Annotated in this window: 11 protein-coding genes and 2 pseudogenes; 10 read left to right on the top strand and 3 right to left on the bottom strand. The window is 71.2% G+C overall.

Features of this window, described 5'->3' with window-relative positions; all coding sequences use genetic code 11:
* The first annotated feature begins 17 nt into the window (after window positions 1-17).
* Both ACI2LP_RS20205 and ACI2LP_RS20200 read left to right on the top strand, forming a co-directional pair.
* Window positions 18-770: a class I SAM-dependent methyltransferase gene (locus ACI2LP_RS20205; protein ID WP_404726209.1), complete on the top strand. Its 753-nt coding sequence runs from the start codon at window positions 18-20 to the stop codon at window positions 768-770.
* A 218-nt stretch (window positions 771-988) separates the two neighbouring features.
* Entirely contained in the window at window positions 989-2,038 is a 1,050-nt protein-coding gene (locus ACI2LP_RS20200) for a S1C family serine protease (RefSeq protein WP_404725864.1), read from the top strand.
* Between the two features lie 512 nt (window positions 2,039-2,550).
* Here the strand turns inward: ACI2LP_RS20200 and ACI2LP_RS20195 are convergent.
* Window positions 2,551-2,757: a hypothetical protein gene (locus ACI2LP_RS20195; protein ID WP_360866491.1), complete on the bottom strand. Its 207-nt coding sequence runs from the start codon at window positions 2,755-2,757 to the stop codon at window positions 2,551-2,553.
* 98 nt (window positions 2,758-2,855) lie between these two features.
* Between ACI2LP_RS20195 and ACI2LP_RS20190 the strand changes: the two genes are divergently transcribed.
* From ACI2LP_RS20190 to ACI2LP_RS20175, 4 genes are all read left to right on the top strand, one after another.
* Entirely contained in the window at window positions 2,856-4,055 is a 1,200-nt protein-coding gene (locus tag ACI2LP_RS20190; RefSeq protein WP_404725863.1) for a bifunctional adenosylcobinamide kinase/adenosylcobinamide-phosphate guanylyltransferase, read from the top strand.
* A 54-nt stretch (window positions 4,056-4,109) separates the two neighbouring features.
* On the top strand, window positions 4,110-5,180 hold the full coding sequence (gene cobT, locus ACI2LP_RS20185) for a nicotinate-nucleotide--dimethylbenzimidazole phosphoribosyltransferase (RefSeq protein WP_404726208.1): 1,071 nt from the start codon (window positions 4,110-4,112) through the stop codon (window positions 5,178-5,180).
* A 74-nt stretch (window positions 5,181-5,254) separates the two neighbouring features.
* Window positions 5,255-7,030 carry a phosphatidylglycerol lysyltransferase domain-containing protein gene (locus ACI2LP_RS20180; protein WP_404725862.1) on the top strand — a complete coding sequence of 592 codons (1,776 nt, stop codon included), beginning with the start codon at window positions 5,255-5,257 and terminating at the stop codon, window positions 7,028-7,030.
* Window positions 7,027-7,911 (top strand): hypothetical protein, encoded by an 885-nt coding sequence (locus ACI2LP_RS20175; protein ID WP_404725861.1) that lies wholly within the window; start codon window positions 7,027-7,029, stop codon window positions 7,909-7,911. Before ACI2LP_RS20180 ends, ACI2LP_RS20175 begins: the two co-directional genes overlap by 4 nt.
* Here ACI2LP_RS20175 and ACI2LP_RS20170 read toward each other — a convergent pair.
* Window positions 7,869-8,615 (bottom strand): annotated as a pseudogene (locus ACI2LP_RS20170) (hypothetical protein); the annotation flags it as partial. The gene ACI2LP_RS20175 and the pseudogene ACI2LP_RS20170 overlap by 43 nt on opposite strands.
* Window positions 8,616-8,640: 25 nt before the next feature.
* Here ACI2LP_RS20170 and ACI2LP_RS20165 point away from each other — a divergent pair.
* The gene (locus ACI2LP_RS20165; RefSeq protein WP_404725860.1) at window positions 8,641-9,462 is read left to right on the top strand and encodes an adenosylcobinamide-GDP ribazoletransferase; all 822 of its coding nucleotides are present in this window, start codon (window positions 8,641-8,643) and stop codon (window positions 9,460-9,462) included.
* A gap of 56 nt (window positions 9,463-9,518) precedes the next feature.
* The gene (locus ACI2LP_RS20160; RefSeq protein WP_404725859.1) at window positions 9,519-10,739 is read left to right on the top strand and encodes a hypothetical protein; all 1,221 of its coding nucleotides are present in this window, start codon (window positions 9,519-9,521) and stop codon (window positions 10,737-10,739) included.
* Here the strand turns inward: ACI2LP_RS20160 and ACI2LP_RS20155 are convergent.
* Window positions 10,736-10,880 (bottom strand): annotated as a pseudogene (locus ACI2LP_RS20155) (endo alpha-1,4 polygalactosaminidase); the annotation flags it as partial. The gene ACI2LP_RS20160 and the pseudogene ACI2LP_RS20155 overlap by 4 nt on opposite strands.
* 143 nt (window positions 10,881-11,023) lie before the next feature.
* Between ACI2LP_RS20155 and ACI2LP_RS20150 the strand changes: the two are divergent.
* Window positions 11,024-12,562, top strand: a complete 1,539-nt coding sequence (locus ACI2LP_RS20150) for a leucyl aminopeptidase (protein WP_404725858.1) — start codon at window positions 11,024-11,026, stop codon at window positions 12,560-12,562.
* A 422-nt stretch (window positions 12,563-12,984) separates the two neighbouring features.
* Window positions 12,985-14,373 (top strand): dihydrolipoyl dehydrogenase, encoded by a 1,389-nt coding sequence (gene lpdA / locus ACI2LP_RS20145; RefSeq protein ID WP_360866506.1) that lies wholly within the window; start codon window positions 12,985-12,987, stop codon window positions 14,371-14,373.
* The last annotated feature ends 41 nt before the right edge of the window (window positions 14,374-14,414 follow it).

Below are 14,414 nucleotides of genomic sequence, written 5' to 3'. Positions count from 1 at the left end.
GTGCTTCGGCCGAGTGGCTGGCCGGGCTCCGTGGACTGCGCAACACCGTCCGCCAGGAGCTCGTCGCCCGCCAGCTCGACGAGCAGATAACCGCCCGCTATCCGGTAGGACAGCGGCTGCGGATACTCGACGTGGGGATGGGCCAGGGCACGCAGGCGCTGCGCCTGGCGCGGGCCGGGCACACGGTGACGGGCCTGGAGTCCGAACCCGACATGCTCCGGGTGGCCCGTGAGTCGCTCGCCACCGAGCCGGCCGGGATCCGCGAGCGGGTCCGGCTGATCGAGGGTGACGGCCGGGACACCGGGGTGCACTTTCTGCCGGGCAGCTTCGACGTGGTGCTCTGCCACGGCGTGCTCATGTATGTCCCGGAGCCGGACGCGATGCTCGCGGGCCTGGCCAGGATGCTGGCGCCGGGCGGGCTGCTCTCGCTGCTCGTACGGAACGGCGACGCGCTGGCCATGCGGCCGGCATTGGACGGGGACTGGGCGGGCGCACTGGCCGCCTTCGACTCGGACACGTACACGAATCGGCTCGGGCTGCCTGTGCGGGCCGATCGGCTGGATGCGCTGACGGCAACGCTGGCGGGTATCGCCGCGCCGCTGCACGCCTGGTACGGGGTGCGGGTCTTCACGGACAACGTGCCCGTGGAGTGCGAGCTGCCGGCCGCCGCCGAGCTGGAGCGGCTGCTGGCGGCGGAGGACCGTGCGGGTCGCACGGAGCCGTACCGACGGGTGGCGGCGTTGCTGCATCTGTGCGGCGTACGCGGCTGAGCTGCGGGACGCGACTGAGCTGCCGCGGCTGAGTGAGGCGGCTGAGCTGCGCGGCTGGGCACTGAACCCGGTCCCGGCTCGGACGCCGCCCGGAAATCCACCGAAAGAGCGAACGAGAAGCCGCGTCCTGCTGCTGCGGCCCCACTGATCAGGGTCCACCGGAGGCCATTTCGTAGCAAAAGCGGGCCATGCCGCGGAGCAAAAGGGATACTCCGGGCATGGACGCATCGCTCGTACGCCGTGTACTGATGCCGGTGACCGCTGCCGTCTGCGCCGTTGCCCTGTTCGGCGGGTGCACGGGCTCACCGAAGGAATCCGCCTCGCCGCAGTCGGCCGCGCCCAAGGCCGCCAACGATCTGGAGGCCGACTACCAGAAGGTGATCAGAAACGTCCTGCCGTCGGTCGTCCAGATCCAGGCGGGCGACAGCATCGGCTCGGGCGTCGTCTACGACGACAAGGGCCATGTCGTCACCAACGCGCATGTGGTGGGCGCCGAGAAATCCTTCAACGTGACCGTGGCGACGGGTGAGCTGGAGCTGACGGCACAGCTGGTGTCCTCCTACCCGGACCAGGAACTGGCGGTCATCAAACTGGACAAGGTGCCGCAGGGTCTGAAGGCGGCGAGACTCGGTGACTCGTCGAAGGTCGAGGTGGGGCAGATCGTGCTGGCGATGGGTACGCCTCTGGGTCTGTCCAGCAGCGTCACGCAGGGCATCGTCTCGGCGGTCGGCCGCACGGTGAGCGAGGGCGAGGGCGGGGGCGGGACGGGCGCGACGATCAGCAACATGGTGCAGACGTCGGCGGCGATCAATCCGGGCAACAGCGGTGGGGCGCTGGTGAATCTGGACAGCGAGCTCATCGGGATTCCGACGCTGGAGGCGGTGGATCCGGGACTTGGCGGTGTGGCGCCGGGGATCGGCTTCGCGATCCCCGTCTCGACGGTGAAGTCGATCGCGGACCAGATCATCAAGGACGGCCGGGTCACGCATTCGGGCCGGGCGGCGCTGGGCATCACGGCGCGGACGGTGCTGGACGACAGCTACCAGCCGTCGGGGGTTGCGGTGGTGTCGGTGGCGAAGGGGGGCCCGGCGCAGCAGGCGGGGATCCGGCCGGGGGACATCATCACGAAGCTGGGCTCGACGGAGATTACGTCAGTGATGTCACTGGCGGAGGCGCTGGCGTCGGCGAGCCCGGGCGAGAAGGTGGCGGTGACGTATCTGCGGGGTGGTGAGGAGGGCCGGGTCGAGGTGACGCTGGGCGAGGCCTGAGCGGCGGGGGGTCCGGTGGGTTGTTTTCCCCTACCTGCCCTCCCTCAGCGCTTCGCCTGGGTGGGGGTGGCCCCGGCGCAGCCAGGGGAAGTACCCCCATCCCGGAACTGGGGGCAGGCCCCCAGACCCCCTGCGGGCGAGGCCCGGTGGGGCTGACACCCCCGCCCCCCGGGAAGCGGCAGCTTCGCGCCGCCCGCAGCGGTTAAGACAGGGGGGTCCGCGGGGAACTGACGCCCGCACAGCCTGGGAACGGCAGCTTCGCGCCGCAGCGCCCGCCGGGAGCCCCCCGCGGGCGCGGACCGGGTGCCGTCCGGGCGGCCCCGCGCCGGTAGCCGCGGACCGGTGCCGGGCAGGCGGTCCCGCACCCTGGAAATGGCAGCTTCGCGTCGCCCGCAGTCCGGGGGGAACCACACACCCGCGGCCGGAAACAGCCAGGGGCACGGGGACCCCCATGGCCGCGGACCCGACGCCGTGCAGGCGGACCGCGCCGTGGACCCCGCGCCCCCCGGCTGTCAGCCCTCCGCGTTCAAGCTCATCGGGCCGTAGATCTTCGCGCCGTCCTCCGACAGCACCACCTGGTCCGCGCCGCCCTCGAGCAAGTCCTTCCAGTACTCGCCGATCCAGGACTCCGCGTCACCCTGCGTCGTGAACTCCTCCGGCTGCACCGCCGGCTGGACCTCCGTGCCGTCGGACTTCTCGAAACGCCACGTCCATGCCATGTCCGCCTCCCACTCCCAGGGGCCACCAGCTGATCACTATCCTGCCCGCAGCGTATCCGGGCGCGCACCGCCCGCGGTGACGCGGGAGGATCAGAGGCGTGGAACTGACTCTGCTCGGCACCGGCGCGCCCGCCGGACTGCCCCGCCCCGACTGCCCGTGCGCCGTCTGCGCCACGGCCCGCGGGCCGTATGCGCGGGCGGCCACCGCGCTGCTCATCGACGGGGCCCTGCTGCTCGACCTCACGCCCGGCGCCGCGCTCGCCGCCGCGCGGTCCGGGCATTCCCTCGTCGGCGTGCGGCAGGTGCTGCTGACGCATCCTCACGACGGGCCGGCCGTGGATCTGCCCGCCGGGCTGCCCACGGCCGGGCGCGTGCCGGACGGGCAGGAGCTGACGCTGATCAGTGGGCACCGGGTGCGGGCCATGCCGATGGACCACCCCGGTACCGGGTACGAGGTGACGTCGCCGGAGGGCGAGCGGCTGCTGTACCTGCCGCCGGGCGCCGCGCCCGCGGGCCTCGCAGAGGGCCTCGCCGCGTACGCGATGGTCGTGGGCGATGTCGTCGGACGGCCGGACGGCATCGCCCGGCTGCGTGCCTCCGGCGCGATCGGCTCGACCACCGACATCGTCGCGGTGCACCTGGACCACGACGCCCCCGGCGGTCCCGAGCTCGCCCGCCGCCTCGCGGCCGCGGGCGCGCGGGCCGTGCCCGACGGCACGACGCTGATCGTCGGCGAGTACCACGCCGTACCGGACCTCCCCCGCCGCACCCTCGTCACCGGCGGCGCCCGCTCGGGCAAGTCCCTCGAGGCCGAGCGGCGCCTGGAGTCCTTCCCCGAGGTGCTGTACGTCGCGACGAGCGGCAGCCGGGACGGGGACGCCGAGTGGTCGGCCCGCGTCCGACGGCACCGCGAGCGCCGGCCCGGCTCCTGGCGTACCGCCGAGACCTGTGACCTCGTACCCCTCCTCGCCGAGGACGGACCGCCGATGCTGATCGACTGTCTGTCCCTCTGGCTCACCGACGCGATGGACCGGGTGGGCGCCTGGGACGACGCCAAGTGGGCGGCGCACGGCGAGCGCGCACTGCACGAGCGGGTCGCCGAACTGGTCGAGGCCGTACGGCAGACCCGCCGCACCGTCGTCGCAGTGACCAATGAAGTGGGCTCAGGTGTCGTGCCCGCCACCGCGTCGGGCCGGCGCTTCCGCGACGAACTCGGCCGCCTCAACGCCGCCTTCGCCGAGGAGTGCGAGCATCTGCTCCTGGTCGTCGCCGGGCAGGCTCTCGTGCTGCGCAGCTGACGGGCGCTGCCCTGTGGCGACACCGCTGCCGGTACTGTTCGGCGAATGAGCAGGCTGAATCTCGACGACTTCTCCGATCTGATCGAGCGCCCCGACAGCGGCATGCGGCGTGACGCCGAGGAACGCCGGGAGCGGCTGATCGTCCCGCCCGGTTCCCTCGGCCGGCTGGACGAGCTGGGCGAGTGGCTCTCCGCCGCGCAGGCCTCCGTACCGGTCAAGGCGATCGAGCAGCCGCGGGTGGTGCTGTTCGCCGGTGATCACGGAGTGGCCGAACTGGGCGTCTCCGGCCGGGAGTCCGGTTCCGCGCACGAGCTGGTGCGCGCCACGCTGGAGGGCGCGAGCCCCGTCGCCGTACTGGCCCGCCGGATGGGCGTACCGGTGCGGATCGTCGACGCCTCTCTGGACTGCGACCCCGAGCTGCTGCCCGAGGATGTCGTACGCCGCCGGGTGCGGCGCGGCAGCGGACGTATCGACGTCGAGGACGCGCTGACCGTGGAGGAGGCCGAGGCAGCCGTACGCCTGGGCATGGCCGTCGCCGACGAGGAGGCCGACTCCGGCACCGATCTGGTGGTGCTCGGCGATCTGAGCGTCGGCGGCACCACACCGGCCTCGGCCCTGATCGCCGCGCTGTGCGGCACGGACGCCTCCGTGGTCACCGGCCGCGGCGGCGCGGGCATCGACGATCTGGCCTGGATGCGCAAGTGCGCGGCGATCCGTGACGCGCTGCGGCGGGCCCGGCCGGTGCTCGGCGATCAGCTGGAGCTGCTCGCGACGGTGGGCGGCGCTGATCTGGCCGCGACGACGGGCTTCCTGCTGCAGAGCGCCGTACGCCGGATGCCGGTGATCCTCGACGGGGTGGTCTCGGCGGCGTGTGCCCTGGTGGGGCAGCGTGCGGCGTTCCGGGCACCGGACTGGTGGCTGGCGGGCCAGCTGAGCGGCGAACCGGCGCAGGCCAAGGCCCTGGACCGGATGGCACTCAACCCCCTGCTCGATCACGGCGTCACTGTGGGCGAAGGAACCGGGGCATTGCTCGCGCTCCCCCTCGTGCAGGCTTCGGCCGCGCTCGCGGCCGAACTGCCGGAGCGTACCGAGCCGGTGAAGCCGGTGGAGGGCGACACGGACTGACGCGTGGGTGCGGCCGCCACAGGCCGCCGCACCTCGCCCATCATGACGCGAGATGCCCCATATCATCGCGTTTCATGGGAGAGGTCCGTTTGTCCAGCGAAGAGGCCGGCCGGGGTACGAGCCGAAGCACCGTCCGCTCACGACGCAGCGCGGCATTCGCCGTCTGGTACCTGCGCGCGGTGGCGTTCATCAACCTCCTGAGCGCCGTATGGGTCTCTTTCGGGCAGGATCTCCGGCGGCACAACATCGATGACTTCTTCACGCCGTATCTGCTGACGGCGGGCTTCGCCTCCGGGGTCTTCACGCTCTTCCTGGCCATCACCATGCGCCGCCGCAAGCGGGCCGCCTGGATCCTCAACTCCGTACTGGCCGGGCTCTTTCTGCTGCTCTTCGTCCTGGCGCTCGCCGTCGACCCGGCCATCAGGGAGCACGCGCAGAACTGGATCTCGCTCGTCCTGACCGCCGCCTTCGTGCTCGCGCTGCTGCTCGGGCGGCGGGAGTTCTACGCCAAGGGCGACCGCGCCAACCCCAAGCTGGCCGCGGCCGTCGGGATCGGCGGGCTGCTGCTGACCTCGCTGCTCGCGGCCATACTCGTCACCGTCACCAACACCTCGGCCGGCCGGTCCACCTTCCTGGAGCGCTGGCGCTACGGCGTGATGCGGCTGGTGTCGCTCGCCGCCGACGACTCCGGCTTCGCCGGGATCAGCACGCCCGGCTGGGTCAACGTCACCATCAACGTCCTGTCCACGCTGCTGCTGCTCGCCGTGCTGTACGCGGCCTTCCGTTCCCGCCGCGCGGTCGACCCGCTCACCGAGGACGACGAGGAGAGACTGCGCGTCCTGCTCCAGCGCCACGGCGACCGCGACTCGCTCGGCTACTTCGCGCTGCGCCGCGAGAAGAGCGTCGTGTGGTCCCCCACCGGGAAGGCCGCGGTCACCTACCGGGTGGTGGGCGGAGTCTCGCTCGCCTCCGGCGATCCGCTCGGCGACCCGGAGGCCTGGCCCGGCGCGATCGACCCGTGGCTCGCGGAGGCCCGCGAACACGGCTGGATCCCGGCCGTGATGGGGGCGAGCGAGGAGGCCGGCACGATCTATGCGCGCCACGGCCTGGACGCGCTGGAGCTCGGGGACGAGGCGATCGTCGAGACGGACGACTTCACCCTCGACGGGCGCGCGATGCGGACCGTGCGCCAGGCCTACAACCGGGTCAAGCGGGCCGGCTACGAGGTACGGATCCGCCGCCACGAGGAGATCCCGCCCCAGGAGATGGACGTCCTGCTGGCACGGGCCGACGACTGGCGCGACGGAGCCACCGAGCGCGGCTTCTCGATGGCACTCGGGCGGCTCGGAGACCCCGGTGACGGCCGCTGCGTGATGCTCGAATGCACCGACGGCCAGGGCGAGTTGCGGGCGGTGCTGAGCTTTGTGCCCTGGGGTCCCAAGGGACTCTCGCTCGACCTGATGCGGCGTGACCGTGACTCCGAGAACGGCCTCATGGAGTTCATGGTCATCGAACTCCTGCAACGCGCGAAAGAGATCGGGATCACTCAGGTCTCATTGAACTTCGCGATGTTCAGATCGGTCTTCGAACGTGGCTCGAAGCTCGGCGCCGGTCCGGTGCTGCGGCTGTGGCGCTCACTCCTCAGCTTCTTCTCCCGCTGGTGGCAGATCGAGTCCCTCTACCGGGCCAACGCCAAGTACCGACCGATCTGGGAGCCGCGTTTCATGCTCTTCGAGAAGAGCGCCGACCTGCTGCGCATCGGCGTCGCCGCGGGCCGCGCCGAGGGTTTCCTGGAGGCGCCCGGTCTGCCCAAGTGGCTGCACCGCAGGCACCTGGAGACCAAGCGTTGAACAGGGTGGGGGCGTTCGCGCGCCGCGAGTGGGGTCCGCTGTACGCGACCCTGCGGAAGGCGCTCGTCACCAAGAAGTGGCGGGCCCTTCCGATGACGCTCGGGGCGGTCTGTCTCACGGCGCTCTTCCAGCTGATCCAGAACCAGTCCTGGGGTTTCGGCCCGGTCCGCGGCATCGGCTTCGTGAAGGCCGAGGACCCGCTCTGGGTCGCCCTGCTGCGCACCCCGCTCTCGCTGTTCGTACCGGCGCTGGATCTGCCGGTGTGGGGCGCGCTGGCGCAGATCCTGCTGGTGTTCGGCATCGCCGAGATCGCTCTGGGCCGGTACCGGACGCTGGTGATCGCGTACGCGTCGACGCTGGCCGGTACGACGTGCGCGCGGATCGGCATCTCGCTCGGCCCGGACGGCGTCTTCGGGCTGCCCGCGTCGGACGCCCTGATCGTCGACACCGGCCCCTCGGCGGCGGTCGTCGGCCTCGCGGTCTTCGTCTGCTGGCGCTACCGGGCCCGGCTCACGATGTCTCTCGTGATCGCGTCGATGATCGTCGAGGTGCTGGTGAAGAACAATCTGGCGGGCAAGGAGCATCTGGCGGCGATCGCCGCGGTGATGGTGGTGATCGGGCTCTCGACGCTGCGCCGCCGGCGGCGCCTGCGGCACCGGCGTCAGCCGTCGCGCGAGGCGGGCCGGTCGGGCGGCGCGTCCGGCCCGGGCGCGTCAGGTCGGTCGGGCGCGTCGGGCCCGGGTACGTCACGCCCGGGTGCATCAGGCCCGGGTACGTCACGCCCGGGTGCATCCGGCCGGTCGGGCGGCGCGTCAGGCCCAGGTACCTCAGGCCGGTCGGGCACGTCGGGCCGGTCGGGTGCGCCGCCGATAAGGTCCTGAAACTTGCGCCGGGGCCGGTTCCAGCGCCGGTCGTGGTGGAAGGAGCGCAGCCCCGACTTGGCGCGGGCCTTGGGCCGGTTGCGGTAGAAGCGGCGGGCCCAGAGCGAGCCGGGCCTGGCCAGCCGGACGGCCCCGACGATCGCCACGAACGGCACCAGAACGCTGATCAGGGCCATCCGTGGCTTGCCCTTGAACATCGTGATGAGCACCAGAAGGAAGTTGACCGCCACTGTGAGGATCAGCGAGGTGCGGTCCTGGCGCTCGCCGGGGCTCACCTCATTGACGCCGAGCGGCGAGAAGCCGCTGAGCACCAGCAGCGCCAGGGCCGCGGCGAGGACCACCACCTCCACGCTCTGACGTCCCTGCTCGGTCCAGTAGACGTCGTCGAGATGGAGGATCAGCGCGAACTCGTCGAGGACGAGGCCGGCACCCATGCCGAAGATGATCGCGCAGACCGCCGCCGCGGGACCGTACCGGCTGCTGCCGACCGCACCGAAGCCGCCGATGACGATGAGGAAGACGCCGGGGACCACATGGTGGATGTGCATGCCGCCGGGCGTGACGTTCTTGAACGGCCCCCTGCCCGCCCTGATCAGCCGCGTGACCATACGGGTGATCAGGAAGGTGAGTACGAAGGAGGCCAGCGCGAGCAGCATCGGGAGCTTCCCCGGCTCGATGATGTTGCGGTAAAACCAGTGACCCATGCCACCCGCTCCCGATTCGCGCGTTATGCGCAATTTACCGTCAGTCGGGCCGGGCTACCCTTCGCCGGTGCTCCCACTGACCGGCATACGTTTCGCCTTCGGCACCCTGACCGTGCTCCCCGTCCGTGTGAAGCGCTGGGACCGGGACGCGGCACGCGCCGGAATGCTCAGCGCGCCGCTCGCCGGCCTGGTCGTCGGCCTGCTGGCGGCGGCCGCCGGCGGTGTACCGGCGCTGCTGGGCGCGGGCCCGCTGCTCGCCGCGGTCGCCACCGTCGCCGTCCCCGCCGCCCTCACCCGGGGCCTGCATCTGGACGGCCTCGCCGACACCGCCGACGGGCTCGGCAGCGGCAAACCGGCGGAGGAAGCGCTGCGGATCATGAAGCAGTCGGACATCGGTCCGTTCGGGGTCATCACCCTGCTGTTCGTACTGCTCGCCCAGGTCGCGGCGGTGGCCGAGCTGTACGGCCGGGGCTGGGCGTACGGCGCGCTGGGCGCGGTGGTCTCGGGCGTGACCGCGCGCCTCGCCCTCACTCTCGCCTCGCGCACCGGCGTCCCGGCGGCCCGCCCGGAGGGCCTGGGCGCGGCGGTCGCGGAGACCGTTCCCGTACGCACCGCTCTCGCCGTCGCCGCCCTGGTCACCGCGGGCTGCGCGGGGGCGGGCGCACTGCTCGGCGGATACGCGACGGCGCAGCACGCGCTGGCTGTGGGGGCCGGCCTGGGTGCGGCCCAACTCCTGCTGCGCCACTGTGTACGCCGGTTCGGCGGCGTGACCGGCGACGTGTTCGGCGCGCTGGCCGAGACGGCGGCGACGGCTGCGCTGATCGCCCTGGCACTCGGCCGGGTTTGATCGTTCCGTGACCTCTGGGCGGGCAACCGTGGGCGATCTTCACAGGTCGAACCGTCATGATCAGACGCCACTTCCCCCTCGTCGCAGCCATTGCAGCGCCACTGCTGCTGCTCACCGCCTGCTCGGGCGGGTCCTCGGACAAGAAGCCGAAGGCGTCCCCGCACCCGGTGTTCTCCCAGCCGCTCACCGCCCAGCCGTACTTGGCGGTCGGCCAGACCAAGGGCGCGGGCAGCGCCGCATTCACCCAGACGATGACGTACGCCTCGAAGAAGGGCGACGCGGTCCTGACGACCAGAGGCCGTCTCGACTTCAAGGGCCACCGGGGAGACGGCACGCGCGCGTGGACGATGCCGAAGGGCTTTCCCGCCGCGGCCCAGGACACCATGCTCGGCACCACCCTGGGAGAGCGCCGGGGGCACCCGACCGCGCGGCTCGCCGTCGACACGACGCACACCCGCTACCGCTCGGGCCGCTCGGCGTACTGGCTGCGGTACGCACACGGCGTCGCCGAGCCGTACAGGGCGGGCGACTCGATCACCAGCCTGCGCGGAGTCGAGGCACCCATCGGCGGAACGCTGCTGGATTCCCTCTCGATGGTTCAGGGCGTGAAGGCGAGCAATGCCTCCGGCGGCGGCCGCAGTTACACGGGATCGCTGTCACCCGACGAGGCCGGCAGGCTCCTTTTCCCCGACGACATCAGGGACGAACTGCGCTACGGCCTCGATGCGCCCTCAAGCGTCGGCTTCACCCTGACAGTGGACGGCAAGGGCCGGATCAGCCACGCGACGGCCGATCTCTCGCGCCTGCTGAAGGCAAAGGACAGCGCCCTCGCCGACGTGACCGCGATCCGCTCCGAACTCACGCTCACCGGCTACGGCGCGTCGAACCCGGTCCTGCCCGCGTCCTCGGAGCAGACCCTCGATGCGGGCAAGACGGTGAAGTACATCCATCAGACCAAGCCCGGTCAGTGCATCGACTTCAACACGGGCATCGCGAGTGAGCGGCTGGTCGCTGTGGTTCCCTGCACGAATCCGCACGACGCCCGGATCTATGCCTCCGCCCGGCTCGGCTCCGGCGGCGCCTATCCCGGCGAGGAAGCGGCGCACCGGCAAGCATCCGACAAGTGCGACCGCGCCTACCGGTCGGCGCCGGACGCCTGGATCAGAGAGTCCGTGGAACCCGGGCATTTCTGGTCGACATGGCCGGTCGAGGGCAACTGGGACGATGCCGACCTGCGGGTCGTGACCTGCTTCGTCCTCGCCCGCCAGGACGGCTAGCAGGGCCTGCGCCACACCCCAGCTCGTACTTCGCCAGCATCGAGCTGAGCTTCAGCCGAGGGCCAAGGGACAGAACCCCCCGGTCTTCAGCTCGTACTCGACATGGAAGACCGCCTTGCCCGCGCGGATGAACGGCGCCAGCGAGACGTCACGTACGAGTGATTTACCGCCGCCGTGGGCGGGCCAGGTGACCGAGCGTAGGCTCTTGTCCGGCGCGGGATGTCGATCCGTCCCCACCACCCCCCTCTACGGCCTGGACTCAACGGAAGCGAGATTTCACCACCGTGACTGCTCTCACTCTCAGCACCGCCGGCGCAGCGACGCTCCGCGCCGACGCCCTCGTCGTCGGCGTCGCGAAGGGCGCCAAGGGCCCGGTCGTCGCGCCGGGCGCCGAGGCCGTGGACAAGGCGTTCGACGGAAAGCTCGCCTCTGTGCTGGACACCCTCGGCGCCACGGGTGCCGAGGGCGAGGTGACCAAGCTCCCCGCCCCCTCCGGCCTCAAGGTCCCGGTCGTCATCGCGGTCGGCCTCGGTCCGGTCCCGGAGAAGGACGAGGCGTACCCGGCCGAGTCGCTGCGCCGTGCCGCCGGCTCCGCGGCCCGTGCGCTGACCGGCACGAAGAAGGCTGCCTTCGCCCTGCCCATCGAGGCCTCGGAGGACGCGGAGGCCATCGCCGAGGGCGCGCTGCTCGGCGCATACGCCTTCAACGCCTACCGCGGCGTCGAGAAGGACGCGAAGAACACCAGAAACGGCAACGGCGCCAAGCTGCCGCTCGCCGAGGTCGCTCTGCTCGGCGCGAAGCCGCGCGACAAGGCGTACAAGGCCGCGGCCGAGCGCGCGATCGCGCTGACCGAGGAGATCAACCGCGCCCGCGACCTGGTCAACACCCCGCCGAACGACCTCACCCCCGAGGCCTTCGCCGCCGTGGCCACCGCCGCCGGCAAGGAGAACGGCATCAAGGTGCAGGTCCTGGACGAGAAGGCGCTCCTCAAGGGCGGCTTCGGCGGCATCCTCGGCGTCGGCCAGGGCTCGCAGAACCCGCCGCGCCTGGTGAAGCTCAGCTACACCCACTCCAAGGCGGCCAAGACACTCGCCCTGGTCGGCAAGGGCATCACCTACGACTCGGGCGGCATCTCGCTCAAGCCGGCCGGCCACAACGAGACGATGAAGTGCGACATGAGCGGCGCCGCCGCGGTGTTCGCCGCCGTCGTCGCGGCCGCCCGCCTGGGCATCGCGGTCAATGTCACCGGCTGGCTCGCGCTCGCCGAGAACATGCCGTCGGGCTCCGCCACCCGCCCCGGCGACGTGCTGCGCATGTACAGCGGCAAGACGGTCGAGGTGCTCAACACCGACGCCGAGGGCCGTCTGGTACTGGCTGACGCGCTCACCAAGGCCTCCGAGGAAAACCCGGACGCGATCGTCGACGTGGCGACGCTGACCGGCGCGATGGTGATGGCGCTGGGCAGCCGCACCTTCGGCATCATGTCGAACGACGACGCCTTCCGTACCTCCGTGCACGAGATCGCGGAGGAGGTCGGCGAGCAGTCCTGGCCGATGCCGCTGCCGAGCGAACTGCGCAAGGGCATGGACTCCCCGACCGCCGACATCGCCAACATGGGAGAGCGGATGGGCGGCGGCCTGGTGGCCGGTCTGTTCCTGAAGGAGTTCGTGGGCGACGGCATCACCTGGGCGCACCTGGACATCGCGGGCCCGGCCTTCCACGAGGGCGCGCCGTTCGGCTACACGCCGAAGGGCGGCACCGGCTCGGCGATCCGCACGCTGGTGAAGCTCGCCGAACGCACGGCTGACGGCGACCTGGGTTAGGGCCTGCCTTTCGGATCAGGCCGGATCAGTGAGCGGGGTCTGCTGCGTGCAGATGCAAGGCGGAGGAAGAAGCCCACGCGGAGCGTCGGCGACTGACGACAACGCAGCAGATGCGCGTGCCAGGGCACGCGCACCCGGCAAGATCCGAAAGACAGGCCTCGGGGCGTACGCCTGCGGCGGGCCTCCTACCCAGGGGAGGAGGGCCGCCGCAGGCGCCCCCTACGCGGGGGTAACCCCCAGAAGAGCTCAAGGTCACTATCTCAAGCCCCGGCCCCGCGTCCCGCCTTCCGTCAACAAGTGCGAAGATGGGTTCTCGGCAGGACAGGGCCCCCACCACAGGGCCGAAGAAACAGCGGCCGAACACCAGCCGCCGCCCGGTCATCGAAGGCCGGCGACCGGCGCACATGCATGGAGGACGTGACGTGGCGAACGACGCCAGCACCGTTTTCGACCTAGTGATCCTCGGCGGTGGTAGCGGCGGTTACGCCGCGGCACTGCGCGGAGCCCAGCTGGGCCTGGACGTCGCCCTGATCGAGAAGGACAAGGTCGGCGGCACCTGCCTGCACCGTGGCTGCATCCCCACCAAGGCCCTGCTGCATGCCGGCGAGATCGCCGACCAGGCCCGTGAGAGTGAGCAGTTCGGCGTCAAGGCCACCTTCGAGGGCATCGACGTCCCGGCCGTCCACAAGTACAAGGACGAGGTGATCACCGGGCTGTACAAGGGCCTGCAGGGTCTGATCGCCTCCCGCAAGGTGACGTACATCGAGGGTGAGGGCCGGCTGTCCTCCCCCACTTCCGTCGACGTCAACGGCCAGCGCGTCCAGGGCCGCCACGTCCTCCTCGCCACCGGCTCCGTACCGAAGTCGCTGCCGGGCCTGGAGATCGACGGTAACCGCATCATCTCCTCCGACCACGCGCTGGTCCTGGACCGCGTCCCGCAGTCCGCGATCGTGCTGGGCGGCGGCGTCATCGGCGTCGAGTTCGCCTCCGCGTGGAAGTCCTTCGGCTCCGACGTCACCGTCATCGAGGGCCTGAAGCACCTGGTCCCGGTCGAGGACGAGAACAGCTCGAAGCTTCTTGAGCGCGCGTTCCGCAAGCGCGGCATCAAGTTCAACCTGGGCACCTTCTTCGAGAAGGCCGAGTACACCGCGGACGGCGTGCGCGTCACCCTCGCGGACGGCAAGACCTTCGAGGCCGAGGTGCTGCTGGTGGCGGTCGGCCGCGGCCCGGTCTCCGCCGGACTCGGCTACGAGGAGCAGGGCGTCGCGATGGACCGCGGCTTTGTCCTGGTCGACGAGTACATGCAGACGAATGTCCCCACGATCTCCGCGGTCGGAGACCTCGTCCCCACTCTCCAGCTCGCGCACGTCGGCTTCGCCGAGGGCATCCTGGTGGCAGAGCGGCTGGCCGGTCTGAAGACCGTTCCGATCGACTACGACGGTGTGCCCCGGGTGACGTACTGCCACCCCGAGGTCGCCTCCGTGGGCATCACCGAGGCCAAGGCCAAGGAGGTCTACGGCGCGGACAAGGTCGTCGCCCTCAAGTACAACCTCGCGGGCAATGGCAAGAGCAAGATCCTGAAGACCGCGGGCGAGATCAAGCTCGTCCAGGTCAAGGACGGTGCCGTGGTCGGCGTCCACATGGTCGGTGACCGTATGGGCGAGCAGGTCGGCGAAGCTCAGCTGATCTACAACTGGGAGGCTCTGCCGGCCGAGGTCGCGCAGCTCATCCACGCGCACCCGACGCAGAGCGAGGCGCTCGGCGAGGCCCACCTGGCTCTCGCGGGCAAGCCCCTGCACTCCCACGACTGAGCCCTCGGGCGCGACGACACTTCCGCACGTCCCCTCGCTCG

Origin of the sequence: Streptomyces sp. NPDC019890, assembly GCF_044903445.1 — a bacterium.
GTDB lineage: Bacteria > Actinomycetota > Actinomycetes > Streptomycetales > Streptomycetaceae > Streptomyces.
Note: the sequence above shows the minus strand (reverse complement) of the source record. Positions and strands in the feature narration are given on the sequence as shown.